This is a genomic window from Streptomyces sp. NPDC058052, from assembly GCF_042885515.1.
Classification (GTDB): domain Bacteria; phylum Actinomycetota; class Actinomycetes; order Streptomycetales; family Streptomycetaceae; genus Streptomyces.
This window is the reverse complement of sequence record NZ_JBHVRX010000052.1, coordinates 1-24,630: the sequence shown is the minus strand read 5'-3', so window position 1 is coordinate 24,630 and position 24,630 is coordinate 1. Positions and strand designations below refer to the sequence as shown.

Below are 24,630 nucleotides of genomic sequence, written 5' to 3'. Positions count from 1 at the left end.
GCGTCGTCGCGTCAAGCCGCCTGATGTTCCCTGATGCCGTCCTCGATGTGCGCGTTGAAGTGGGGCACGTCCGACATCATTGTGTCGACGGGCAGATCCATGTCCGTCCCGCTGTTCCCGAGGTAGTGCGCCATGTGCCGCGCGGCGTCGTTGTCGCCCTTCCAGTCGGCGGCCTCGGCGATCAGGTTCATCTTCTCCCGGGTTCTGCGCTCCTCGGCTCCCGGATCTTCGACACCGTGGGGCCCGGAGCCCCGGTCGGGGGCGGCCTTCTTGATGGTCGGAGCGAGCAGTCCCGCCGCGAGAAGGCCGTCCCTGTGCCCGGTCCACAACTCCGCACGGGCCTGGGGGCTCAGCGATGTCCACAGCCGCCGCAGCTCGGCCCGCTGTGCCGTGTTCGCATCGCCCGTCATCGTCGCGAGAGGCGTCGGCTGTGCGGAACCGGGATTCACTCGTAGGTGGCCGCGCTGCTTCGAAGAGTGCTGCGGCTGAGTTCGCGTGTACGCCGGGGCGCCGTTGCGCTGTCAGGGTGACGATGGTCACGAGGGCTCGTAGGGGAGGGGTGCGTAGGCTTGTGGGGGTCACCGCGGCGGAGGTCGGACGGGTGGGCGAGGCTCTTCCCGTATGCCTGATGACCTGTCAGGAAAGTCGGCAAGTGGTCAGCGTGAGCCCTGAAGAACCTAGCGGCAGGTGCCCGAACCTGCGACTCGCTGTAAGGTGTGGAAACAGCCCTTGACCTGCAAAAACGCAGGCAGGGAGCCTATGTCCAGGAGTACCTCAATGCTTCGAACGATATTCAAGTCCAAGATCCACCGCGCGACCGTCACCCAGGCGGACCTCCACTACGTCGGTTCCGTGACCGTCGACGCGGATCTGCTGGACGCCGCCGATCTGCTGCCGGGCGAGCTCGTCCACATCGTCGACATCACGAATGGCGCGCGGCTGGAGACGTACACCATCGCGGGGGAGCGGGGGTCCGGGGTGATCGGCATCAACGGTGCCGCCGCCCACCTGGTGCACCCGGGGGACCTGGTGATCCTCATCAGCTACGGGCAGATGGACGACGCCGAGGCGCGCGCGTACGTGCCGCGCGTCGTGCACGTCGACGGCGCGAACCGCATCGTGGAGCTGGGTGCCGACACCTCGGCGCCCGTGCCCGGCAGCGACACCGTGCGCCCGCCGCACGCGGTGCCGGCACCGGCCTGACCCAGGGAGAGCGGCGCATGGCGGAGCAGCAGTCGGCCGGACCCGTCATTCGGGACGTGCGGGAGAAGGGGCGCCTCGAGGCGTACGTCGACGACGTCTTCGCCGGCGTGATCGTCTTCTTCGCCCTCGACGAGGAGCCGCACGCGCTCGTCGCCGTTCACACGGTCGTCGACGCCGACCACGAGGGCCGGGGGATCGCGGGCGCGCTCGTGCGCGAGTTCTACGCGATCGCCGCCCGCGAGGGCGTCCCCGTCGTACCGCTCTGCCCGTACGCCGCCAAGTGGGCCGAGCGTCATCCCGAGGAGGCCCCGCCGGCCTCCGGCGAAGTGGTCCGCGCGGCGAAGCGGCAGCTGGCCGCCACGCCCGGTCTGTGGTGAGCCCGCGTCGGCGCCCGCGCACGGGGCCCCCGCACGCCAGGAGGGCCGCGAGGGCTCGGCCCGCCGGGTGAGGCCGCGCCCGCGCGTGGCCCTCGCCCACTGGCCGCCGCCCGCCTCGCGGTGCGGTGCGCCCGCGCGCGTGACCCGTACGGAGGCGTTCGCGGGTCGGGGCCCCGCCGCCGGTGCCACCCTGGAGGGTAGGGGGAGACCGCGGGGGGCCGTCGACCGGGAGGTCCGTCATGACCCATCCGTATCCCGACCCGCTGCCGCCCTCGCCCATCCCGCCGCCGACGCCGTCGCCCCCGCCGGTGCCGCCGCCCAACCCGGTGCCCGTGCCGCCCGAGCCGGCCCCGCCCGGGCCGCCTCAGCCCGGCGGGCCCGTGCCTTCTCCGGAACCCCAGCCGCAGCCCGGCCCCGCCGGGCTCGGCGGGGCCGGCGAAGGGCGGGCGCGAGCGTCAACACCCGGGTGACGCAGGGCAGTCCACCGACCTGGCGGACTTCCGCAACCGGCTTGTCACGCAGCGTGCGACCCCCGTAACTTGGACCGCTGTCGCTGTGTTCTAGGGGGGCCCATGGCCGTACGCGGACGTCACCGCCGCCACCAGCCGAGCCGGATCAACCGCGCCTCGCTCACCGCCACCGTCGGAGGGGCCGGCATCGCGCTGCCGCTCATCGGCGCAGGCGCCGCCGAGGCGGCCTCGCTCGACGTGTGGGAGAAGGTCGCGTCCTGCGAGTCCTCCTCCAACTGGCGCATCAACACCGGCAACGGTTACTTCGGCGGCCTCCAGTTCAGCCAGTCCACCTGGGAGGCGTACGGCGGCCGCGAGTTCGCTCCCCGCGCCGACCTGGCCTCGAAGGACCAGCAGATCGCCGTCGCCGAACGGGTCCTGAAGGGCCAGGGTCCGGGCGCCTGGCCGTCCTGCGGCAGCCGTGCCGGACTCGCCCGCGGCGGCCCCGCACCGGACGCCTCCGGCGGCGGGAACGACGTACGGACCACCTCCCTGCCCGCGCAGCGCGCGCTGCCGAAGGAACCCGCGGAGGCCGGGCCGACGACCGTGCCGACCGTCCGCGAGATGTACACGGTCACGCCCGGCGACTCGCTCTCCGAGATCGCCCGCGACGAGCGCGTCCGCGGCGGCTGGCAGCGCCTGTACGAGATCAACCGCAAGGTCGTCGGGGACGACCCCGACCTGATCCTCCCCGGCCAGCGCCTCACCCTGCGGATCGCCGCCCCGCCCCGCCCCGCGGCCACGCCGAGCGCCCGCCCGTCGTCCCCGCGCCTGCCCTCCGCCCGTCCGCCGGCGGACCCGAAGCCGCCGGCCACCGCGAAGCTCCCGGCCGTCAAGCCGGTCGCGCAGCGCCACACCGCCACGGCGGACGCCCGTCCGCAGGCCAAGCCCCCGGTCAAGGCGGCGGCCCAGGCGCCGGCCAAGCCCGCCGCGAAGCCCCCGGTCACGCCCCGGCCCAAGCCGGTGACCAAGCCGGTGACCAGGCCGGAGGCGAAGCCCCAGAGCCAGGCGAAGCCGCAGAGTCGGCCGAAGCCGCAGAGCCAGGCGAAGCCTCAGAGCCGGCCCAAGCCCCAGAGCCAGGCGAAGCCGCAGAGCAAGCCCCGGCCGCAGAGCAAGCCCGAGTCCAGGCCGGCCGCGTCCCGCGAGGACCGCTACTCCGCCCCCGTCGCCGCCGGCGTCGGGACCCGGTACGGCAAGCCCGGCTCGTCCTGGTCCAGCGGGTACCACACCGGGGTCGACTTCCCCGTGCCCACCGGCACCACCGTGAAGGCCGTCGCGGACGGCCGGATCGTCTCCGCCGGCTGGGGCGGCGCGTACGGCTACCAGATCGTCGTCCGCCACGACGACGGCCGCTACAGCCAGTACGCCCACCTCTCCGCACTCTCGGTCCGGGAGGGGCAGCGGGTCACCGGCGGTCAGCGCATCGGGCGCTCAGGATCGACCGGCAACAGCTCGGGACCGCACCTCCACTTCGAGGTACGGACGGGTCCCGGGTACGGCTCCGACATCGACCCCCTCGCCTACCTCAGGGCCCGCGGCGTCTCCATCTGAAGCCTCTGACGCCTCTGACCCCTCTGACGCGGAGGGCCCGTCCGCGCCCGGGCGGGCCAGCCGGTCGAGGGTCAGCTCGACCAGCCCGCCCGCCGCGACCGCGCCGCAGACCAGCGCCGCCACGGTGCCCGCCGCCCCGTACCGGAAGCCCTCGCCGAAGAGGGTGAGGCCGACGGTGGCGGCCACCACCGGGTTCACCACCGTCACCGTGGCCAGCGGGGCGGCAAGGCCGGCACCCCGGTAGGACGCCTGGGAGAGCAGCAGCCCGGTGACGGCGAGCGCCGACAGGACCAGCGCCGAGCCCCACTCGGCGAGCGGCGCGTCCGCCGACCACTCCTCGGCCACCGCCTTCGTGAAGACCGACGCCACCCCGAAGGCCACACCGGCGGCCGCCGCCAGCGCCACCCCGCGCAGCACGGACCGTCCGACGAGCCGGGCCAGCACGAACAGCGCCGCCACCGCGGCGAACGTCGCCCCGGCCAGCAGCCAGCGCTCCCCGCCGTCGGGGGTGCGGCCCTCGCCGCCGTCGGTCACGCTCAACAGACCGGCCAGCCCGGCCGTGGCCATCAGCGCCCCGTGCCAGGCCCGCCGCCCCGCCGGCCGGCGCACGAACAGGGCGGCCATGGGAAGCGCGAAGACGATGGTCAGCGCGCCCAGCGGCTGTACCACGCTGAGCGGTCCATAGGCGAGGGCGACCACGTGCAGGGCCGCGCCCAGCCCGTTGAGCAGCACGGCGCCCCACCAGACCGGATTGCGCAGCGGCGCGTACGTCGGCCCGGAGGCGGTCGCCGCGACCCGCTCCTGCACGATCGCCGCACCCGCGTACGCGACCGCGGAGACCAGTGACAGGACGACGGACAGCAGCAGGGGACTCATACCCTCCACGATCGCTCGCCGGACCGTTCCCGTCGTCAGACCAGGGAACCCCCTCACCGGTACCGCCGACGCAGTACGCGGAGATCGCGTACACCCGGAGGCGTACGCCACCGCAGGTCAGAGTGGGTCGAATCAGGAGGAACCGGTCCGGGAAAGCGGTACCGAGCCCGCGCGCGTCCCCCCGGCGGGAGCCACATCCCGAGCCACTGGCCGCACCGAGCGGTCCACTTTGGCCCGCGGGGCCCCGGGTGCCCCCGGGATACGGTGGGCCCGCGCCGCCGGAGCCGTACCGGCGGGGGAGACCGAGAGGGAGACGGTGGATCCCGACGACAACCCGCCCGCCGGGACGCGGGAGCGCGTCTCCGGGACGATCTCGGAGGAGCTCGCCGAGGCCGCCTCCCTCGGCGGCTTCTTCGCCCTCAGGACCGCCCCGCCGCCCGCCGGCGGCGACCACCGCCCCCTCGCCCGGCTCTACGCCGGCGAGGACCCGGCCGACGACGCGCCCCTGCACGCGCGCGTCGACCGGGTCGCCGCCCGGCTCGGCGCGCCCGAGCGGCGCGTCGGCGCCTCCGTCGCCCACCTCGGGCTGGCCGCCCGCCTCTGGTCCACGGCGCTCGGACCGGCCGCCCTGCACGGCCGCTTCCCCGCCCTCGACCCCGCCACCCTGCACTGGGACCCGGCCCTCACCTCGCCCGACGACCTCTGGTGGGCCGGCGACGGCGCCGGCACCCGTCCCGGCACCGTCGCCGCGCTCCGCGAGGCCGTCCACGAGGCGCACCTCGTCCCGCTGCACGAAGCCTTCGCCCGCGACGGGCGGATCTCGCCCCGGCTGCTGTGGGGCAACGCCGGATCGGCGCTCGCCGGCGCGCTGCGCGAACTGACCCGATGGGCCCGCGCCCACGACCGGCCGGAGGTCGCCGACCGGGCCGCCGTGCTCGTCCGGGGCCTCTTCGACCATCCCGATCTGGCCCGCACCGTCCGCGGCCCCGCGCTGCGCCGCACGAGCTGCTGCCTCTACTACCGCTGCCCCTCCGGCGGCCTCTGCGGCGACTGTGTGTTCGACCACGCCCCCGGAACGGGTTTGGAGCGGCGGGCCCCGGCTCCGTAAAGTTGACACGTCAAATCCCCCGGCGGCACCCCGCCCGCGAGCGATCGAGGAACGACGAAGGCCATGACGGTGACTGAAGAAACCCAGGAGTACGGGCCGGGCATCGACCCCGAGCGCCTGGCCGTCTGCCTGAGCGTGCTCGACGAGCTGGAGAAGATCGAGGTCGACCACCCCGACGCGATCGCCGTCCGGCGCGCCACCGCGGGCATCTACCGCATGGTGAAGCAGCGCCGCCGCCAGGAGCGCCGGGCCGCCAAGACCGCCCACGACCGGGCGGTCACCGAGGCCACCGCGACCGGCTCCGCCCAGCGGATCGACGACGAGACCGAGGGCATCCTGCCCTCCTCGGTCACCGAGGCCGGCCGGATCGCGGGCATACTCCAGCGCCCCCGGTCCTGCTACACCTGCAAGACCCGGTACGTCGAGGTCGACTACTTCTACCACCAGCTCTGCCAGGACTGCGCGAGCCTGAACCGGTCCAAGCGCGACATCCGCGCCGACCTCACGGGCAAGCGCGCCCTGCTCACCGGCGGCCGGGCCAAGATCGGCATGTACATCGCGCTGCGGCTGCTCCGCGACGGCGCGCACACCACGATCACCACCCGCTTCCCCAAGGACGCCATCCGCCGCTTCAAGGCGATGGAGGACGCGGCGGAGTGGATCCACCGCCTGGAGGTCGTCGGCATCGACCTGCGCGACCCGGGCCAGGCCGTGGCCCTCGCCGAGCAGGTCTCCGCCGCGGGGCCGCTGGACATCCTGATCAACAACGCCACCCAGACCGTGCGCCGGCTGCCCTCCGCGTACGCGGCCCTGGTCGACGGCGAGAGCGCGCCGCTTCCGGCCGGCGAGCTGCCCGCCCACCACGTCATCGGCGCCTTCAACTCCGGCGCGGTCGACGGCCTCGCCGCGCTGCCCGTCGGCACCAGCGGCCTCGACGCCCAGAAGGTCGCCGACCTCGCGCTCGTCGCGGGCAACGCCAGCCTGGAGCGGCACCACGCCGGCACGGCCATCGACGCGGGCGGCCTCCTCCCGGACGTGGTGGACTCCAACACCTGGGTGCAGACGATCGACCAGATCACCCCGGTGGAGCTCCTGGAGACCCAGCTCTGCAACTACACCTCGCCGTTCATCCTGATCAGCGCGCTGCGCCCGTCGATGGCCGAGGCCGCCGCCAAGGCGGCGAGCGGCCGGGCGTACGTCGTCAACGTCTCCGCCATGGAGGGCGTCTTCTCCCGCGGCTACAAGGGCGCCGGGCACCCGAACACCAACGCGGCCAAGGCCGCCATGAACATGGTGACCCGCACCAGCGCCCAGGAGATGTTCGAGTCCGACCGGATCCTCATGACCTCGGTCGACACCGGCTGGATCACCGACGAGCGGCCGCACTTCGAGAAGCTGCGCCTCGCCGAGGCGGGCTTCCACGCCCCGCTGGACCTGGTCGACGGCGCCGCCCGCGTCTACGACCCGGTCGTGCGCGGCGAGGCCGGCGAGGACCTGTACGGCGTCTTCATGAAGGACTACGCCCCCGGCAAGTGGTAGGCCGCACCCGGCCACCTCACCCGCCCCCGTCCGCACCCGCACCACCCCCATCCGCACCACCCCCGTCCGCACCGTCCCGTGTGCGGAGAGAGCGTCCTTTCCCTCCGGAAAGGGCGCTCTTTCGGTCTTCGTCACCCGAACGCGTCACACTTTTGAGCCCGGTAGAGCGCGGGCGCGCTCATTTGGTTACTCTGATGCCCACGGTCGGCCACCGGAGCGACACACCCGCTCCACAGCCGGTCAGGGGACTGGCCACCCACCTCGGCCGCGGTCCCGCCCGAAGAACGGCGCCACCGCGACCGAACGGCCCACGTCCTCAACTGAACGCGACACAAAGGAGTGCGCGGTGACACCCGAACTGACGAAGCAGGAACCGCGACCGTCGGAACCCTCCGAACGGCAGCGGCCCAAAGGCGAGCTGGGCAACCTCGAAGTCTGGGCCCGGTCGGCCCCGATCCGGCTCGCGGGCTACGAGGACGACCTCGCCGAGCCCCACATCCTGCCGGGCATCGACTGATACCGCTGCCCCGACGTAAGGCGTCGTCCCCGGGCCGCCCCGCGCGGCCCGTACGGCTCCGGTGCCCCCGGTCCCTCCCGGACCGGGGGCACCGCCGTGTCCCGGCTCAGCCCCGCAGCCGGACCGGCGGCAGGTACGTGCGCAGCAGCCGGCGCTGCCACCACGCCCCCGTCGCGCGCAGCTCGCGCCAGGTGGAGAAGCGGTAGCGGTAGAGCCGGGCGCGGACGTGGACGGGCGGGGCGTCCGGGAACGGGTTGTGCGCCAGCAGCCGCAGGGTGTCCCGGTCCCCGGCGAGCAGCCGTTCGACGAAGGGCCCGAACCACTCGCGCGCGTAGCCGGGCGAGAGCGCCGCGAACCACATCAGCCAGTCCAGCCGCAGGTGGTAGGGGGCGAACTGGCGGGGGAGGCGGCGGGGGTCGCCGGGCTTGCCCTTGAAGCCGTACTCCCGCCACTCCGTGTCCGGGCCCGGCTCCGGGTCGCTCGTGCCCTCCACCACGATCTCGTCGCGGACGCGGCCGACCGTGCCGAAGGCCCCGTAGGTGTTGACCAGGTGGAAGGGGTCGTAGGAGCGGTTCATGGCCTGGTGCCGGGAGAGCAGGTTCCGGACGGGGCGGTGGCTGCGGACGAGGACCAGGGCCGTCACGGCGAGGACCAGGACCACGTACCAGACCGGGGGGTCGGGGCGGGGGTGGCCGCCGGAGTCCCCGGTGAACGCCGAGAGGTCGAGGACGGAGGCCGCGAGGACGATGGTGAGCCAGTTGAGCCAGGCGAAGTTGCCGGACAGGACGAGCCACAGCTGGGTGACGATCATCAGGCAGGCGGCGATCGAGGCCACCGGCTGCGGGGTGAGGAGGAGGAACGGCACGCCGAGCTGGACGACGTGGTTGGCGGCCGCCTCGACGCGGTGCAGGGGCCGGGGGAGCCGGTGGAAGAACCAGCTCAGCGGGCCGGGCATCGGCTGCGTCTCGTGGTGGTGGCAGAGGCACGTCAGGTTCCGCCAGCAGGCGTCGCCGCGGATCTTGATGAGGCCGGCGCCGAACTCGACGCGGAAGAGCAGCCAGCGGAGCAGGAGGAGGACGAGGAGCGGCGGGGCGACGTCGTCGTTGCCGAGGAAGACCGCGAGGAATCCGGTCTCCAGGAGCAGCGACTCCCAGCCGAAGGCGTACCAGGTCTGGCCCACGTTCACGATCGACAGGTACAGGCCCCACAGCAGCAGCCACAGCGGGATGGCGGCGGCGAGCGGCACCGCGTCCCCGGCCCCGGCGGCGAGCGCCGCGGCGAGGCCGGCGCCGGTCCACGCGACGGCCGCGAACAGGCGGTCCGAGTAGCGCCAGTGGAAGAGCGAGGGCGAGCGGAGCGGGGTGGTCCGGCGCAGGTACTCCGGTACGGGGAGCATGCCGCGCTCGCCGATGAGCGCCCGGAACTGCAGGGCGGCCGACAGGAAGGCCACGCAGTACAGCACGGCCAGGCCGCGCTGGAAGACGGTCCGGCCGAGCCACAGCTCCGGCGCGGTGAACCACTCCATCGCCTCCAGTATCGGCCCGGCGGGGTCACCCCGCGGCGATCCGGGCGAGGGCGCGGCCCAGCCGGCGGGCGTAGGCGAGCTGGAGGCGGGGGACCAGGGGCCCGGCGAGGCGGGTGTACCAGGTGGCGGGCCGGCTGAAGGCGGTGACGGTGAAGCGGACCGTGCCATCGGGCTCCAGCTCCACGAGGAAGGACTCCTCGCCGCACTCCGGGTGCCCGGTGAGGGTGCCGTACGCGAACCCGGCCCGGTGCTCCCCCTCGGGGACCCAGATCACCTCGCAGGGGACGGCGTAGGCGAGCGGACCGATCCCGAGCGCGACCTCCACGGTGACGCCCGGCGCCGCCCGGCCGGCCGCGGAGCGGATCCTGGCGCCGGTGGCGCGGTGCATGCGCCAGGTGGTGACGGCCTCGGCGGCGGCCCGGAAGTCGGCGGGGCCGTGGCCGACGGGGGTGCTGTGGCGCAGGTGGTGGTAGCCGGCGGGAAGGGCGTCGGGGGTGCGGGTGGCGCCGGCCTCGCGGTAGGTGAGGGTGCGGCGGCGCGGGGTCAGATCACCGAGGATGCGGGTCATGCCGGGAGCTCCGTTCGCGGGAGAGGGGTGGTACGGGGGTCGGTGGACCGGAGCCGGCGGTGGGCGAGCAGGGCGCAGACGGCGAAGCCGAGCGCGTTGCCGAGTCCGTGGGTGGCGGCCATCCAGGTCAGCGTGGGGTGCGGGAGGCCGGTCGCCTCGCCCAGGGCCCACCAGAGCGCGAGCGCCATGGTGGCGACGAGGACCAGGGCGGAGACGCCGAGCAGGGTCCGGGTGGCGGGGTCGGCGGCGAGCTCGCGGCGTTCGCGCAGGGTGAGCACCGCGACGGCGGCCATGCCGGCCGTGAGGACGACCGCGCCGGCCAGCTCGGCCCAGTCGTCGACGAAGTAGCCGATCAGGACGAGCAGGGTGCCGGCGGGCACGCTGAGCGCGGCGGTCCTGGCCAGCGGCCCCTCGCCGGAGGCGCGGCAGAGCAGTCCGGCGACCAGGGCGGCGGCGAAGCCGGCGAAGTGGAAGTGCGGCACGGTCAGCGCCAGCAGGTCGAGCTCGAAGCCGAAGAGCGGGTACGCGGCCCGCTCGGCGACGAGCGCCAGTCCGGCGACGGACGGGGAGACGAGGGCCGTGAGGACCGCGATCTCGCCCGGTGGCGGCGGGGCGGGGGTCCTTCCGGCCGCGGGCCGGGAGCGGGTGAGGAGGAGCCGGGCCGGGGCCTGGAGCGCGAGCGCCAGGGTGGCGAGCGCGTAGCAGGCCGCGAGCGCGGTCGCCGTGCCGGAGCGGGGGAGCCAGAGCGAGACCGCGCCGGGCAGGGCCAGCAGTGGCCAGGCCCGGCGCAGGGCGTCCCAGCCGGGCGGCCGGGGGCCTCCGACGAGCCCGAGCCCGGTCGGCACGACCCAGAGCATCCCGATCGTCACGACCGGGACGACGAAGAGAGACAGGGTGCTCATGGCGTCCAACCCCCGACTTGAACATGTTCAACGGTGATGGGGCCGAGCGTAGAGCCTCTGTTGAACGTGTTCAAGTCCGCTGGGCGGCCGATCGGGACGCCCGGTCGGACGCGCTCCGCTTGCACCCCGTCACCGACTGCGACAGAACGGGAGGAACCCACCCGACGCCGACCGGGAGAAGCAACGTGCGCCCCACGCAGCGCCGGACGCGGAGCAACCCCGCCGCCGTCCGCCCCGCCCCCGGAGCCGCCCGCCACCAGGGCCGCACCGCCCTCGCCGCCACGCTTGGCGCCGCCCTGTTCCTCGCCGGCTGCTCCTCGGAGCCGTCCGGCGGCGCCGCCGGACGCGCGGCCCTCGCCGCCGCCCACGAGGTGCACCTCCAGCCGGTCGCCGCCCAGGGCCCCGACCCCTTCACCGCCTCCACCGCGCGCGGCGCGGGACTCCGCGCCCTCCAGGAACCGGACCCCGCGGCCCAGCCCGTCAGCGCCCCCGGCGTGCGCGAGGTCGCCGGCTCCACCCCCGGCCTCTACGGCGGCACCCGGGCCGAGGCCAGCTGCGACGTCGAGCAGCAGGTCGCCTACCTCGCCGCCGAGCCCGCCAAGCTCACCGCCTTCGCCGAGGCCGCCGGCATCCCCGAGGGCGGCGTCGCCGACTGGCTGCGCGACCTCACCCCCGTCCTGCTGCGCGCCGACGCCCGCGTCACCAACCACGGCTTCCGCGACGGCAAGGCCAACGCCTTCCAGTCCGTCCTCCAGGCGGGCACCGCCGTCCTCGTCGACCCCTACGGCGCCCCCCGCGTCCGCTGCGCCTGCGGCAACCCGCTCCGCACCCCCGTCAGCGTCTCGGGAGCCGTCCACCACGGCGACCCCTGGACCGGCTTCGACCCCGACCGCGTGATCATCGTCAAGCCCACCACCACCGTCGTCACCAGCCTGGTCATCGTGAACGTCTCCGACGACAGCTGGATCGAGCGGAAGTCGGGCAGCGACGGCGACCAGGACCGCAAGCCCGACACCGAACCGGACTGCGACCCCGACACCTGCGCCCTCAGCGACCCCGTCACCCCGGACCCCGGCACGGAGGACCCCGGCACGCCGGAAGGCGCCACCCCCGAGCCCCCGACGGTGCGCCCCACCACCCCGTCCCGGCCCGCGGAGCCCGACGCCCCCGTCGTACCGGACACCCCGACCACCCCCACCGCGCCCGACACCCCCGTCACGCCCGACCCGCCCGCCACCCCGGACGAGCCCGTGGTCCCGGACGCGCCCGCCGACCCGTACGCCGAACCCCCGGGCGAGGCGTACCCGGACCCGTACACCGACCCGGAGGCCGACCCCTACGCGAACCCCGACGGCGGCGACCCCCTGCCCGAGGACCTCTTCCCCGTCGATCCCGGGCCCACCCAGCCCGACACCTTCGCCGGCTGAAAGATCTTCATGGTGCGCGAGGAACCCGCTGGCCCTAGCGTGGCCCCCATGAGCGTGGGCAGCGGGGGAGCGGACACGGCGGGCCGTCCGGGCACGGCACCGGCCACGGACGGCGCGGCGGCGCCGATCCTCAGCGCGTTCGGAGCCGCCTTCCGCATGGGCGGCTTCGACTGGGACCTGACCACCGGGACCATGGAGATGGACGAGGCCGCCCTCGACGTCTTCGACTTCGAGCCCGACGAGTACGACGGGCACCCCGAGACCCTCGGCAGCCGCGTCCTGCCCGACGAGGGCCGCCGCCTCGACACCCTCGTCGCCCAGGCCCTCAAGGAGGGCAGCGACCAGTACGGGGCCTACTTCCGCATCCGGCGCCGCGACGGCTCCCAGCAGTGGACCCACACCCAGGGCCTCGTCTACCGCGACGCCACCGGCCGCCCCGTGCGGATCGTCGGCGTCGTGCGCGACGCCACCCACGAGCTCACCGAGTCCGCCGCCCGCCTCGGCCTCGACGAGGGCCGCCGCCGGCGCGCCGGGGTCGTCGAGGGCACCACCGCCGCCCTCGCCCACGCCCGCACCGTGCAGGACGTCATCGACCTGCTGAACGACTCGCACGCCCTGGAGCACTTCGGCGCCGCCAGCCTCGTCATGGGCCTGCTGGAGGCCGGCCGCATCCACCTCGTCGCCGAAGGACCCGCGGGCGCCTTCGTGCCCGGCACCCGGTTCACCCGGGTGGACGAGCCCTACCCGATGAGCGAGGTCATCCGCACCCTGCGGCCCCGCTTCATCGACACCGCCGAGGACTTCGCCACCTCCTTCCCCGTCCTCTGGCCGCACATCAGCGGCCTCGGCATCACCGCCGCCGCCTACCTCCCGCTCATCGCCCAGGCCCGCCCCATCGGCGCCCTCGGCCTGCTCTACAGCGACCGGACCGGCTTCAGCGAGGACGAGCGGACCCTCCTCGTCGCCCTCGGCAGCAGCATCGCCCAGAGCCTCCAGCGCGCCATGCTGTACGAGCAGGAGCACGACCTCGCCGAAGGGCTCCAGCAGGCGATGCTGCCCCGCCGGATCCCCGACGTGCCCGGCGCCCACATAGCCGTCCGCTACCGCTCCGCCCGCCTCGGCCGCGACATCGGCGGCGACTGGTACGACGTCATCCCGCTCCCCGGAGGACGCGTCGGCGCCGTCATCGGCGACGTCCAGGGCCACGACACCCACGCCGCCGCCGTCATGGGCCAGCTGCGCATCGTGCTGCGCGCCTACGCCGCCGAGGGCCACACCCCCGCCACCGTCATGGCCCGGGCCTCCGTCTTCCTCCACGAACTCGACACCGAACGCTTCGCCACCTGCACCTACGCCGAGGCCGACCCCGGCACCGGAGTCGTCCAGGTGGTCCGCGCCGGACACGTCGACCCGCTGGTCCGCGAGCCCGACGGCACCTGCCGCCGGGTGCCCGTCGAGGGCGGCCTCCCGCTCGGCCTCTCCGCCGAGTTCGGCCGCCTCGACTACCCCGTCACCACCCTCGAACTCGACCCCGGCCAGACCCTCATGCTCTACACCGACGGCCTCGTCGAGAAGCCCGGCGCCGACCTCGACGAGGGCCTCGAATGGCTCTCCTCCCTCGTCCGCCGCGGCCCCTCCGACCTCCAGGAGCTCGCCGACCTGCTCTGCGACGTCGTCTCCGAGCGCGGCGGCGAGGACGACGTCGCCATCCTGCTGCTCCGCCGTCTCGGCGCCTACACCCCCGCGGGCGGCCGCTTCCGCCAGCACGTCGCCCAGAGCGACCCCGAAGCCCTCAGCGCCGCCCGCCACATGATCCGCGCCGCCGTCCGCGCCTGGGGCGCCGGCTCCGTCGCCGACGAGATCGAACTCGTCGCCGACGAACTCATGACCAACGCCCTCATGCACACCGACGGCGGCGCCATCATCACCCTGCGGATGCTGCCCGGCGCCGAACGGCGGCTGCGGGTCGAGGTCGAGGACCGCTCCAGCGCCCTGCCGCGCCGCCGCGAGGCCGGCGAGGCGGGCGTCTCCGGCCGGGGCCTCCTCCTCGTCGACCAGCTCTCCGACAGCTGGGGCGTCGAGTCCCGGGGCGGCGGCAAATGCGTCTGGTGCGAGTTCGCCGTCACGGACTGACCCGGCCTGCCGCGCGGGCCGCGCCCCCGTGCGGCAGGGTGGAGCCATGCCCGAACTGCCCGAGGTGGAAGCCCTCCGCGCGTTCCTCGGCGAGCACCTGGTCGGCAAGGAGTTCGCCCGCGTGCTGCCCGTCGCGATCAGCGTCCTCAAGACGTACGACCCGCCGCTCGGCGTCCTCGACGGCGCCGGGGTCACCGGCGTCGACCGGCACGGCAAATGGCTCGACATCACCGCCGCCACCGGAGCGGGCCCGCTCCACCTGGTCGTCCACCTCGCCCGGGCCGGCTGGCTGCGCTGGCAGGACCCGCTGCCCTCCGGGCCGCCCCGGCCCGGCAAGGGCCCCCTCGCCCTGCGCGCCGCCCTCACCGGCGGCGACGGCTTCGACCTCACCGAGGCCGGCACCACCAAACGCCTCGCCGTCCACCTCGTCCACGACCCCCAGGACGTCCCCGGCGTCGCCCGCCTCGGCCCCGACCCGCTCGCCGAGGACTTCGGCCCCGGCGACTTCGCCGCCGCGCTCTCCGGCGAACGCCGCCAGATCAAGGGCGCCCTGCGCGACCAGAGCCTCCTCGCCGGCATCGGCAACGCCTACAGCGACGAGATCCTGCACGCCGCGCGGATGTCCCCCTTCAAACCCACCGCCACCCTCACCCCGGACGAGACCACCGCCCTCTACACGGCCCTGCGCACCACCCTCCAGGACGCCGTCGCCCGCTCCCGCGGCCTCGCCGCCGGAGAGCTCAAGGCCGAGAAGAAGACCGGCCTGCGCGTCCACGGCCGCACCGGCGAACCCTGCCCCGTCTGCGGCGACACCGTCCGCGAGGTCAGCTTCGCCGACTCCTCCCTCCAGTACTGCCCCACCTGCCAGACCGGCGGGAAGATCCTCGCCGACCGGCGCATGTCCCGGCTGCTCAAGTAGCCCGGACCGCGCCGCCCGCACCTGAAGTAGGCTCCCGCGCATGCTGCGCGTACTGGCCGTCGACGACGAGGAGCCCGCCCTCGGGGAGCTCCTCTACCTGCTGCGCGCCGACCCCCGGGTCCGGACCGCCGAGGGCGCCGGGGACGCGACCGCCGCGCTGCGCCGGATCGGGCGCGCGCTGGACTCCGGGCCGGACGGCGAGGAGGAGATCGACGTCGTCTTCCTCGACATCCACATGCCCGGCCTCACCGGCCTCGACGTGGCCCGGCTGCTCGCCGGCTTCGCCCGCCCCCCGCTCGTCGTCTTCGTCACCGCCCACGAGGGCTTCGCGCTCACCGCCTTCGACCTCAAGGCCGTCGACTACGTGCTCAAGCCGGTCCGCCGCGAACGGCTCGCCGAGGCCGTCCGCCGCGTCCACGAACTCGTCCACGCCACCACGGCGCCGCCCGCCGCCGCGACCGCCCCCGAGCAGATCCCCGTCGAACTCGGCGGCGTCACCCGCTTCGTCACCGTCGACGACATCGCCTACGTCGAGGCCCACGGCGACTACGCCCGCCTCCACACCGACCACGGCAGCCACCTCGTCCGCATCCCGCTCTCCACCCTGGAGGAGCGCTGGGCCGACCGGGGCTTCGTCCGCATCCACCGCAGCCACCTCGTCGCCCTCGACCGCGTCGAGGAGCTGCGCCTCGACGGCGGCGCCACCTCCGTCCGGGTCGGCGCCGCCGACCTCGCCGTCAGCCGCCGGCACGCCCGCCACCTCCGTGACCTGCTGATGCGCCGGGCCGGCGGCTGACCGGCCGGGCCCTACCGGCGACCGGCCCGTTCCGCTTACACTCCACGGGCCCACCCGCCCGTCAGAGAGCGACGCCGATGCCGGAGCACCCCGAGCCGCGCCGGCCGCGGCGCGAGACCGTCACCCACGCCACCGCCCACGGCGACCTCCCGGGCGCCCGGATCCGGCCCCGCCCGCTGCACCCGCCCGCCCGCTCCGAGATCGACGAGCAGACCACCCTCGGCCACACCTACGTCCGCTCCCTGATGCGCAGCCAGCTCCGTGCCGCCCTCACCGCGCTCGGCGCCCTCGCCCTGCTCGTCGGCACCCTGCCGCTGGTCCTCGCCCTGCCCGCCCCCGAGGCGCTGGTCTGGGCCGCCCTCGGCGCCGGCGTCTACCCCGTCGTCTGGGCCGTCGCCCTCTGGTACGTCCGCCGGGCCGAGCGCAACGAGCGCGACTTCACCGGCCTCGTCGAGCGCTGAGGAACCGGTGGACCGCCCCGCATGAACCAGACCTACGCGGTCGCCGCCGTCACCGCCGTCGTCCTCGCCACCGTCCTCATCGGCGCCCTCGGCCTGCGCGTCTCCCGCACCACCTCCGACTTCTACGTCGCCTCCCGCACCGCCGGACCCCGGCTCAACGCGGCCGCCATCAGCGGCGAGTACCTCTCCGCCGCCTCCTTCCTCGGCATCGCCGGACTGGTCCTCGTCCAGGGCCCGGCGATGCTCTGGTACCCGGTCGGCTACACCGCCGGCTACCTGGTGCTGCTCGTCCTCGTCGCCGCCCCGCTGCGCCGCTCCGGCGCGTACACCCTCTCCGACTTCGCCGAGGCCCGGCTGGAGTCCCCGCAGGTCCGGCGGCTCGCCAGCCTCTTCGTCGTCGGCATCGGCTGGCTGTACCTGTTGCCGCAGCTCCAGGGAGCCGGGCTCACCCTGGAGATCCTCACCGGCGCCCCCGACTGGGTCGGCGGCCTCCTCGTCGCCGTCGTCGTCACCGGCACGGTCGCCGCCGGCGGCATGCGCAGCATCACCTTCGTCCAGGCGTTCCAGTACTGGCTGAAGCTGACCGCCCTGCTGGTGCCGGCCTTCTTCCTGGTGGCCGCCTGGCACGGCGACGGGGCGCCGCGGGCCCGCTTCGACGCGCCCGCCGTGCTCCGCGAACACACCGTCGTCCGGGTCGCCGACACCGTACGCATCGGGCTCGACGCCCCGCTGACCCTCACCGTCACCGGCACCGTCGACGCCGTCCGGTACGAGGAGCGGTCCGTGACCCTCGACCCCGGCACCCACCACGTGAAGGGCGGCACCGTCCTCGCGCTCCCGCCGGGCACCCCCGTCCCCGAGCGGCGCGCCGACGGCGCCGATCCCCTCGGCTGGTCCCAGCCGCTGGCCGGCGGCCGCGACGGGCACCAGCTGTACGCCACGTACGGGCTGATCCTCGCCACCTTCCTCGGCACCATGGGGCTCCCGCACGTCGCCGTCCGCTTCTACACCAGCCCCCACGGACGCGCCGCCCGCCGCACGACGCTCGTCGTCCTCGGACTGGTCGGCGCCTTCTACCTGCTGCCGGGGCTCTACGGGGCGCTCGGCCGGATCTACGCCCCCGAGCTCGCCCTCACCGGGTCCGCCGACGCGGCTGTGCTCGTCCTCCCCGACCGGATCGTGGGCGGGGCGCTCGGCGACCTCCTCGGCGCCTTCCTCGCCGGCGGCGCCTTCGCCGCCTTCCTCTCCACCGCCTCGGGGCTCACCATGTCCGTCGCCGGCGTCCTCGCCCAGGACGTGCTGCCCTCCCGCGCCGTCCGGCACTTCCGGCTCGCGACCCTGCTCGCCACCGCCGTCCCGCTCGCCGTCGGCGTCGCCGCGTCCAAGGTGCCGGTCGCCGACGCCGTCGGGCTCGCCTTCGCCGTCTCCGCCTCCTCCTTCTGCCCGCTCCTTGTCCTCGGCATCTGGTGGCGGCGGCTCACCCCGCCCGGCGCGGCCGCCGGCCTCGTCCTCGGCGGCGGCTGCGCGCTGGCCGCCGTCATGGCCACCCGGGCCGGGCTCGCCCCGGCGGGCTGGCCGCACACCCTGATGGCCTGGCCCGCCGTCTGGTCCGTCCCCCTCGGCTTCCTCACCATGGTGCTGGTCTCCCTCGCCACCCCGCGCAGCGTCCCGCCCGGCACCGCCGCGACCCTCGCCCGGCTCCACCTGCCCGAGGAGTTCACCGCGCCCGGGGAGTTCACCGCCCCCGTCCCCGCCCAGGAGGCCCGCCGGTGAGCGGCATCGCCCTGGCCGCGGCGAGCGCCGCCGGCGCCGTCCTCCTCGCCGCCGGCGTCGTCCTCGGCCGGCTCACCGCCCGGCGCGGCGCCCGCTCCGCCGACCTCGACCTCGGCACCCCCGTCGAACGCGCCACCTTCCACACTCTGCACACCGCCTCGCTCGCCGCCCCGCCGCTGCGCGCCGGGCTGACCGAGGAGACCGCCCGCAGGGCGGCCCGCCCGCTGCGCTCGCTCCTCGGCACCGAGGCCCTCTGCCTCACGGACGGGGCGGCCGTCCTCGCCTGGGACGGGCCCGGCGAGGCGCACCACCACGCGGGGGTGCCCGAGCTGGCGGCCGCGACCCTGGAGACCGGCCGAAGCAGCTCCGCGCCCACCGGGTGCGACGATCCCGGCTGTGCCCTGCGGTGGGCGGTGACCGCCCCGCTCACCGGCGAGGAGGGCGTCCTCGGCGCGCTGGTCGCCTACGGCTCCCGGGAGTCGGCGGTGCTGGTGCGGGCCGCGACCGAGGTGGCCCGCTGGGTCTCGGTCCAGCTGGAGCTGGCCGAGCTGGACCGCTCCCGGACGCGGATGGTGGAGGCGGAGATCCGCGCGCTGCGCGCCCAGATCTCCCCGCACTTCATCTTCAACTCCCTCGCCGCGATCGCCTCGTTCGTCCGCACCGATCCCGAGCGGGCCCGGGACCTCCTCCTGGAGTTCGCGGACTTCACGCGCTACTCGTTCCGCCGGCACGGCGACTTCGCCCAGCTCGCCGACGAACTGCGGGCGATCGAGCAGTACTTGGCGCTGGCCGGGGCCCGCTTCGGCGACCGGCTGAAGGTGACGCTCCAGATCGCGCCCGAGGTGCTTCCGGTCGCGCTGCCCTTCCTCTGCCTCCAGCCGCTGGTGGAGAACGCGGTCAAGCACGGGCTCCAGGACCGGGAGCGGGGCTGCCGGGTCACCATCGCCGCGCGGGACGCCGGCTCCGAGGCGGTGGTGACCGTCGAGGACGACGGCGTCGGCATGGACCCGGAGCGGCTGCGGGCGGTGCTGCGCGGCGAGCACCCGGGGGGCTCCGGCATCGGCCTGTCCAACGTGGACGAGCGGCTGCGCCAGGTGTACGGGGCGGAGTACGGACTCGTCATCGAGACCGGCGTCGGCGCCGGCATGAAGGTGACCGCGCGCTTCCCCAAGTACCGCCCGGGCGTGCACCCTTCGCCGACGCGCTGACCCCTCAGGAGAGCCACACGGCGAGGTGGGCGAGCGGCAGCCCCAGCTGCCAGGCGGGCAGCCAGGCACGCGCGGTCTCGTCGACCAGGAGGCCCGGCCCGGCGGCGGCCGGACCGTCCAGGTCGGCGGCGTGCACCCAGGTCTCCCGCAGCGCCCGCCAGGTGTCCCGGGCGAGCGCCAGATCGGCCCCGCCGGGGTCCTCGGCCTCCTCGGCGGCGAGCCGTTCCTCCACCCAGTCGGGCCAGCCCGCCTCGTACGCGGTGAGGTGCAGCCACTCGTCGGCCGCGGGCTCCCCGGAGAGATGGACCGTGAGGGCCAGGGCCCGCAGCGAGGCGCGGTGCTCCAGCGAGCCGGGCTCGGCCAGGCCGGCCGCGGTCAGGTACTGGTCGGCCAGGTACTCGGCGCACAGCCAGGCCATCGGAACGGCCAGGCCCCCGCCGCTCCTGCGGCCGGCGCCGTTCGTGCTCTCGGGCGGCAACGCTCCCACCTTCTCCCGGACGTCGGGGACCCGCGGTTCTCGGGACCCGGAGCAGAGCCTCCTCCGCTCGGGGCGTCCGCGTGGACCGCTTTGCTCAACTCGCCGGTGTGGTTTCGGATACGTTCCCCGGCCGGATCGGTGCCGGCGGGTCTGACGGGACGCGCGGTGCGGAAGGGACCGGAGAGGGGCGGCGGCGGACGAGCGAGGCGAGCGCGGTGACGCCGACGACGAGCGCGAGCGACGACAGGGGCAGGATCGCGCCGAAGGAGTCGTCCAGGCCGTCGATCCCGTTCCAGACGGCGACGATCCACCCCACGCTCCCCGCGAGCAGCATCGCCCCCAGCCGCCGCTCCCCGCCCATCCGCATCCCGGCCCAGAGCACGAGCGGCATCACCAGCGCGGTGTTGAGCAGCGCGGTGGTGAAGACCTGGGCCTCCCCGTACCCGGTGGGCGCCCCCAGGGCGGCCGACGCCTGCCCGACGAGCGCGAACCGCAGCGTGTCGGAGAGCACGACGTGCGCGGCGACGACGGCGATCCCGGTGACGACGACGGCCTTGAACAGGCGGGGGAGGGGCGGGGTGTGAGGTCGTGAGGACATGCACGCGACTATACGCACGGTGTATACATGCAGTGCATAGCCCCCCGGAGCTTTCCCCTCGCGCCCGGGCGCGCTCCGCGCCCGTCCACCGGGACGGACCGACGAACCGGCCGGAGGCCGTACGACCGGGACGAACGTCCAGGCCGTCGCCTCCGGCGCGATCCGAAGGAAACGGCCTGGCCTAGCCCAGCAGCGCGTAGACCGCGGTGGCGTGGGCGGCGGGCTCGGTGCTCCCCTCGGCGGTCATCGTGATGTCGGCGAAGGCCATCCGCCTGCCCAGTTTGGTGAGGCGGGCGCGGATCAGGACGTCGGTGCCGAGGACCGCGCGCTGGAAGCTGGTGGACTGCTGGACGGTCGTCATGGGGACGAAGCCGCCGCGGGCCGCCGAGACGGCGATCACGGTGGCGGTGTCGGCCGCGGCCATCAGGGCCTGGCCGGAGATCCCGCCGCCCTCCCGCGCCAGCCGGTCGGACCAGGGGAGGCGGAGGACGGCCTCGTGGCCGTCGACGGAGTCGACCGTGAGCCCCAGGTCCAGGACCCAGGGGGCGAAGTTGTCGGCGAGGATCTTCTCGGCGGCGGCGGGAGTCAGCGCCACGGTGTCAGGGAGCGTCACGGCGTCATTGTGCGGCCGCGGCCCGGGCCCGGGCAATGACGCCGTGACGCGGCCGGTAGCCGGGGAGTGACCGGCCGAGCTGGCGAAGGGCGTAGTGCGAACGGGACTTGACCGTGCCGGCCGGGATCCCGAGGTCCACGGCGGCCTCGTTGACGGTGAGCCCGTGGAAGTAGAGCCGGACCAGGACCGCGCGGTGCTCGGGGCTCAGCTCCCGTACCGCCGCCCGTACGTCGAGCGCGGCCTCGGCGGTCTCGGTGGCGTCCGAGGGGTCGGGGGTGACCGCGAGCACCCCGTCGCCGATCTCGGCGGGCCGGGCCAGCCTGGAACGGCGGGCGTCGATGGCCAGCCGGCGGGCGACGGTGAAGAGCCAGGGCCGCATCGAGGCGTACGCGCCGCTGAACGCCTCGGGGTGGAGCCAGGCCCGGACCAGGGTCTCCTGGGCGAGGTCCTCGGCGCGCTGGCGGTCCCCGTAGGTCAGTCCCAGGAGGAACGACAGCAGGGCCGGGCCGTGCTCCCGCTGCAGTTCCTGGAGCGTCCGCTCGTCGGTCGTCGCCGTCACGGTCGCGGTCGTCATGAGTGCCACCCTTCCCCGCCCGCTCAGCGGTTCGTCGTCCGCGCCGTATACGAACGCATCCGGGCGGAAGGGGACAGGGAGCGGACAACGGTCTGCGACGAACGGTCGTAACGAGCGGCGAATGGCGCGGCGAGCGGTCGGACGGCGGCCGGGCGGGGGGCGTACGTCCGATTCGGTGGGGTTCGCCGTCCGGCCCGGCGGGGTCCCTTGACTGGGCCCTCCCCGAGGGATGAATTCGGCAGAACAGATGTTCTTCCTATGATCGGGGTGGCAGTCGTCATGACCGCAGGCACCAGACCCGTACGCGCCAGGCTCGCCCGTGCCGGTTCCACCGTCCTCGCCGGCTCCCTGCTCGCCGTCGTCGCCGCGTGCAGCCAGGGCGGCCTCGGCGGCGGCGCCCCCTCGCCCGGTGGCTCCACCGCGCCCCGGCCCGCCGCACCGGCCCCCAGGCCGGCCGGCTTCACCCTGGTGGCCTCCGGGGACGTCCTCCCGCACGACTCGATCATCCGGCGCGCCGCCGCCGACGCCGGCGACAGCGGCGGCTACGACTTCCGGCCCATGCTCGCCGGGGCGCGACCGGTCGTCTCCCGCGCCGACGTCGCGATCTGCCACATGGAGACGGTGTACGGCGAGGAGGGCGGGCCCTATACGGGCTATCCCGCCTTCAAGTCCCCGCCCGAGGTGGCCACCGCGCTGAAGGCCACCGGATACGACTCCTGCTCCACCGCCTCCAACCACACCCTCGACGACGGCGCCGCCGGACTCGGCCGCACCCTCGACGCCCTCGACGCGGCGGGCGTGAAGCACGCGGGATCGGCCCGCACCGCCGCCGAGGCCGCCCGCCCCACCCTGCTCAGGGCCGGCGGCGCCACCGTCGCCCAGCTCGCCTACACCTATGACACCAACGGCTATCCGCTCCCCGCCGGGCAGCCCTGGGCGGTGAACGTCCTCGACGAGGAGAAGGTGATCGCCGACGCCCGGGCGGCCCGCGCCGCCGGCGCCGACGTCGTCGTGGTCAGTGTCCACTGGGGCTCCGAGTGGCAGACCGCCCCCGACGACCGGCAGCTCTCGCTCGCCCGCTCGCTCACCGCCTCCCGCACCGGCGGCCGTCCGGACATCGACCTGATCATCGGCACCCACGCCCATGTCCCCCAGGCGTACGAGAAGGTCAACGGCACCTGGGTGATCTACGGCATGGGCGACCAGATCGCCGGCGACATGATCAACCACGAGGGCGTCTTCGACCCGCGCGGCAACCAGAGCAGCATCGGCCGCTTCACCTTCGCCCCGCCGAAGAAGCCCGGCGCCCGCTGGGAGGTCACCAGGGCCGAGTTCATGCCCCAGTGGTTCGACACCGCGCGCGGCCGGGTCGTGGACCTCGTCTCCGCCGACGCCTCCGACCCGCGCCACGCGGAGATCCGCGAGACGATCCGCCAGGTCGTCCTCGGGCGGGGCGCCGACAAGGACGGCCTGACGCTCGGCGGATGACGGCGCCGGCCGGTCAGGGGACGACCGTGACCGGCCAGCGGCCCGCCTTCACCAGCCGCACGGCCACCGATCCGGCGAAGCGGTGCCCCGCCGACTCCGAGGCGCCGACCACCACGGCGTCCGCCCGCAGTTCCTCCGCCGCGCGCACCAGACCCGTGTAGGCGTCGCCCTTGAAGGTGCGGAACTCCCAGCGCACCTGCCACAGGTCCTTCACCCGCTCCGCCGAGGTGCGGATCTCCTCGGCCAGCTCCTCCGCGATCTCCTCGGTGGCCCCGGTCACCGGGGCGCCGAGGGAGGCGCCGGCCGCGAGGAGCGGCTGCACGTAGACCAGCGCGAGCAGGGCGTTCTGCCGGCGGGCCAGCCCGGCCGCGTACGCCGCCGCCCGCAGGGACGAGGCCGAGCCGTCGACCCCGGCCATGATCACCTTGGGTCCGTCGGTGCCGCGTTCGAACCGCTCGGGCTGGTGTGCGCTCACCCTCCGAGAGTATCGGCCCATCGGGTGCAATCGGACGGCGGCCCGGTGTCGGTGAGGGGCCCGGGACCCTCCCCGTACGAACCATTGGTCATGAAAAACGATCAGCTGCCCACCGGGCGGAGGTCGGTGCTGCGCCTGGCCGCCGCCCTCGGCGCCACCGTCGCGGCCGGCGCGTTCGCCCTGGACCGCCTCGGCGCCGACGGGAGCGCGGGACCCGGAACCGCCGCCGGGCCCCAGGGCCCGCCCGGTGCCGCGGGCCCCGCCGCCGGCCCCCCGGCCTCCTCGCCCCGGCTGCGCCCCTCCGCGTACCGGCTCCAGCCCATGACCGCGTACGCCCCCGCCGCCCGGCCCCGGGCCCTCCCCCCGGTCCGGCGGCGGCCCTTCCTCTCGCTCACCGGCGTCGGCCGCTCCATGGTGCTCACCTTCGACGACGGCCCCGACCCCCGCTACACCCCCGGCATCCTGGCCACCCTGCGCCGCTACGACTGCCGGGCGATGTTCTTCGTCTGCGGCGAGATGGCCGTGGAGAACCAGGACCTGCTCCGGGAGATGGCCGACGACGGGCACGTGGTCGGCAACCACTCCTGGTCCCACCCGCTCGTGCCCCGACTGCGGCCCTCCCGCATCCGGGACGAACTCGGCTCCACCAGCGAGGTGGTGGAGCGCGCCCTGGGGGCCGCGCCGCTCTGGTACCGGGCCCCCTACGGCGCCTGGAACCGGCACTCCTTCGAGATCGGCGCCGAACTGGGCATGGAGCCGCTCGCCTGGTCCGTGGACACCCTCGACTGGAAGGAGCCCGGCAGCGACACCATCGTCCGCCGGGTCCTCGACGGCGCGGGCCCCGGCGTCATCGTCCTCTCGCACGACGCCGGCGGGAACCGCTCCCAGAGCGTCGCCGCCCTGGGCCGCTACCTGCCCGCGCTCCTCGACGCCGGATACACCCTCACCGTGCCGCGGCGCTGACCGCGCCGCCCCCGCGCGCGGATCGGGCCCCGGGGGCGTCCCCGGAGCC

The 24,630-nt window shown here is 75.0% G+C and carries 25 protein-coding genes; 15 read left to right on the top strand and 10 right to left on the bottom strand.

Features of this window, described 5'->3' with window-relative positions; translation table 11 throughout:
- Positions 1–11: 11 nt before the first annotated feature.
- Entirely contained in the window at positions 12–410 is a 399-nt protein-coding gene (locus tag ACFVU3_RS38120; RefSeq protein ID WP_390073379.1) for a hypothetical protein, read from the bottom strand.
- A gap of 367 nt (positions 411–777) precedes the next feature.
- On the opposite strand from ACFVU3_RS38120, the gene panD reads away from it, so the two are divergent.
- From panD to ACFVU3_RS38105, 3 genes are all read left to right on the top strand, one after another.
- Complete coding sequence (gene panD, locus ACFVU3_RS38115; RefSeq protein WP_390073378.1) at positions 778–1,203, top strand: aspartate 1-decarboxylase; 426 nt, start codon at positions 778–780, stop codon at positions 1,201–1,203.
- Between the two features lie 17 nt (positions 1,204–1,220).
- Entirely contained in the window at positions 1,221–1,580 is a 360-nt protein-coding gene (locus ACFVU3_RS38110; protein WP_390073377.1) for a GNAT family N-acetyltransferase, read from the top strand.
- 572 nt (positions 1,581–2,152) lie between these two features.
- The gene (locus ACFVU3_RS38105) at positions 2,153–3,640 is read left to right on the top strand and encodes a transglycosylase family protein (RefSeq protein ID WP_390073376.1); all 1,488 of its coding nucleotides are present in this window, start codon (positions 2,153–2,155) and stop codon (positions 3,638–3,640) included.
- Here the strand turns inward: ACFVU3_RS38105 and ACFVU3_RS38100 are convergent.
- Positions 3,521–4,516 carry a DMT family transporter gene (locus ACFVU3_RS38100; protein WP_390073375.1) on the bottom strand — a complete coding sequence of 332 codons (996 nt, stop codon included), beginning with the start codon at positions 4,514–4,516 and terminating at the stop codon, positions 3,521–3,523. The two genes, ACFVU3_RS38105 and ACFVU3_RS38100, sit on opposite strands and share 120 nt — an antisense overlap.
- Positions 4,517–4,886: 370 nt before the next feature.
- Here ACFVU3_RS38100 and ACFVU3_RS38095 point away from each other — a divergent pair, with 370 nt between their 5' ends.
- The 3 genes from ACFVU3_RS38095 to ACFVU3_RS38085 all read left to right on the top strand — a co-directional run bounded on the left by ACFVU3_RS38095 (position 4,887) and on the right by ACFVU3_RS38085 (position 7,680).
- Positions 4,887–5,624 carry an IucA/IucC family C-terminal-domain containing protein gene (locus ACFVU3_RS38095; RefSeq protein ID WP_390073396.1) on the top strand — a complete coding sequence of 246 codons (738 nt, stop codon included), beginning with the start codon at positions 4,887–4,889 and terminating at the stop codon, positions 5,622–5,624.
- A gap of 63 nt (positions 5,625–5,687) precedes the next feature.
- Positions 5,688–7,163 carry an SDR family NAD(P)-dependent oxidoreductase gene (locus ACFVU3_RS38090; protein ID WP_390073374.1) on the top strand — a complete coding sequence of 492 codons (1,476 nt, stop codon included), beginning with the start codon at positions 5,688–5,690 and terminating at the stop codon, positions 7,161–7,163.
- Positions 7,164–7,509: 346 nt separating this feature from the next.
- Positions 7,510–7,680 carry a hypothetical protein gene (locus ACFVU3_RS38085; protein ID WP_390073373.1) on the top strand — a complete coding sequence of 57 codons (171 nt, stop codon included), beginning with the start codon at positions 7,510–7,512 and terminating at the stop codon, positions 7,678–7,680.
- A gap of 106 nt (positions 7,681–7,786) precedes the next feature.
- Here ACFVU3_RS38085 and ACFVU3_RS38080 read toward each other — a convergent pair whose 3' ends face one another.
- From ACFVU3_RS38080 to ACFVU3_RS38070, 3 genes are read right to left on the bottom strand one after another with little or no spacing between them, the layout of a single operon-like run.
- On the bottom strand, positions 7,787–9,205 hold the full coding sequence (locus ACFVU3_RS38080) for a lipase maturation factor family protein (RefSeq protein ID WP_390073372.1): 1,419 nt from the start codon (positions 9,203–9,205) through the stop codon (positions 7,787–7,789).
- 25 nt (positions 9,206–9,230) lie between these two features.
- Complete coding sequence (locus ACFVU3_RS38075) at positions 9,231–9,773, bottom strand: DUF1990 family protein (protein WP_390073371.1); 543 nt, start codon at positions 9,771–9,773, stop codon at positions 9,231–9,233.
- Positions 9,770–10,675 (bottom strand): YndJ family protein, encoded by a 906-nt coding sequence (locus ACFVU3_RS38070; protein WP_390073370.1) that lies wholly within the window; start codon positions 10,673–10,675, stop codon positions 9,770–9,772. The genes ACFVU3_RS38075 and ACFVU3_RS38070 overlap by 4 nt, the downstream gene beginning before the upstream one ends.
- Before the next feature lie 185 nt (positions 10,676–10,860).
- Between ACFVU3_RS38070 and ACFVU3_RS38065 the strand changes: the two genes are divergently transcribed.
- The 7 genes from ACFVU3_RS38065 to ACFVU3_RS38035 all read left to right on the top strand — a co-directional run bounded on the left by ACFVU3_RS38065 (position 10,861) and on the right by ACFVU3_RS38035 (position 19,392).
- A complete protein-coding gene (locus tag ACFVU3_RS38065; protein ID WP_390073369.1) occupies positions 10,861–12,102 on the top strand; it encodes a DUF6777 domain-containing protein in 1,242 nt (413 codons plus the stop codon).
- A 48-nt stretch (positions 12,103–12,150) separates the two neighbouring features.
- Positions 12,151–14,235: a SpoIIE family protein phosphatase gene (locus ACFVU3_RS38060; protein WP_390073368.1), complete on the top strand. Its 2,085-nt coding sequence runs from the start codon at positions 12,151–12,153 to the stop codon at positions 14,233–14,235.
- 46 nt (positions 14,236–14,281) lie between these two features.
- Entirely contained in the window at positions 14,282–15,154 is an 873-nt protein-coding gene (locus ACFVU3_RS38055; protein WP_390073367.1) for an Fpg/Nei family DNA glycosylase, read from the top strand.
- A 40-nt stretch (positions 15,155–15,194) separates the two neighbouring features.
- The gene (locus tag ACFVU3_RS38050) at positions 15,195–15,950 is read left to right on the top strand and encodes a LytR/AlgR family response regulator transcription factor (RefSeq protein WP_390073366.1); all 756 of its coding nucleotides are present in this window, start codon (positions 15,195–15,197) and stop codon (positions 15,948–15,950) included.
- Positions 15,951–16,027: 77 nt separating this feature from the next.
- Complete coding sequence (locus ACFVU3_RS38045) at positions 16,028–16,411, top strand: hypothetical protein (RefSeq protein WP_390073365.1); 384 nt, start codon at positions 16,028–16,030, stop codon at positions 16,409–16,411.
- A 21-nt stretch (positions 16,412–16,432) separates the two neighbouring features.
- The gene (locus tag ACFVU3_RS38040; RefSeq protein ID WP_390073364.1) at positions 16,433–18,184 is read left to right on the top strand and encodes a cation acetate symporter; all 1,752 of its coding nucleotides are present in this window, start codon (positions 16,433–16,435) and stop codon (positions 18,182–18,184) included.
- On the top strand, positions 18,181–19,392 hold the full coding sequence (locus ACFVU3_RS38035; protein ID WP_390073363.1) for a histidine kinase: 1,212 nt from the start codon (positions 18,181–18,183) through the stop codon (positions 19,390–19,392). The genes ACFVU3_RS38040 and ACFVU3_RS38035 overlap by 4 nt, the downstream gene beginning before the upstream one ends.
- Positions 19,393–19,396: 4 nt before the next feature.
- Here ACFVU3_RS38035 and ACFVU3_RS38030 read toward each other — a convergent pair whose 3' ends face one another.
- From ACFVU3_RS38030 to ACFVU3_RS38015, 4 genes are all read right to left on the bottom strand, one after another.
- Complete coding sequence (locus tag ACFVU3_RS38030; protein ID WP_390073362.1) at positions 19,397–19,870, bottom strand: hypothetical protein; 474 nt, start codon at positions 19,868–19,870, stop codon at positions 19,397–19,399.
- A gap of 94 nt (positions 19,871–19,964) precedes the next feature.
- Entirely contained in the window at positions 19,965–20,468 is a 504-nt protein-coding gene (locus ACFVU3_RS38025) for a hypothetical protein (protein WP_390073361.1), read from the bottom strand.
- A 181-nt stretch (positions 20,469–20,649) separates the two neighbouring features.
- Positions 20,650–21,063, bottom strand: coding sequence for a PaaI family thioesterase (locus tag ACFVU3_RS38020; protein ID WP_390073395.1), 414 nt, complete (start codon positions 21,061–21,063; stop codon positions 20,650–20,652).
- Positions 21,064–21,085: 22 nt separating this feature from the next.
- Positions 21,086–21,655 carry a sigma-70 family RNA polymerase sigma factor gene (locus ACFVU3_RS38015; protein WP_390073360.1) on the bottom strand — a complete coding sequence of 190 codons (570 nt, stop codon included), beginning with the start codon at positions 21,653–21,655 and terminating at the stop codon, positions 21,086–21,088.
- A 279-nt stretch (positions 21,656–21,934) separates the two neighbouring features.
- Between ACFVU3_RS38015 and ACFVU3_RS38010 the strand changes: the two genes are divergently transcribed.
- Positions 21,935–23,143: a CapA family protein gene (locus tag ACFVU3_RS38010; protein WP_390073359.1), complete on the top strand. Its 1,209-nt coding sequence runs from the start codon at positions 21,935–21,937 to the stop codon at positions 23,141–23,143.
- Positions 23,144–23,156: 13 nt separating this feature from the next.
- Here ACFVU3_RS38010 and ACFVU3_RS38005 read toward each other — a convergent pair whose 3' ends face one another.
- Entirely contained in the window at positions 23,157–23,639 is a 483-nt protein-coding gene (locus tag ACFVU3_RS38005) for a universal stress protein (protein WP_390073358.1), read from the bottom strand.
- A 69-nt stretch (positions 23,640–23,708) separates the two neighbouring features.
- Between ACFVU3_RS38005 and ACFVU3_RS38000 the strand changes: the two genes are divergently transcribed.
- Positions 23,709–24,581 (top strand): polysaccharide deacetylase family protein, encoded by an 873-nt coding sequence (locus ACFVU3_RS38000; RefSeq protein WP_390073357.1) that lies wholly within the window; start codon positions 23,709–23,711, stop codon positions 24,579–24,581.
- Positions 24,582–24,630 lie beyond the last annotated feature (49 nt).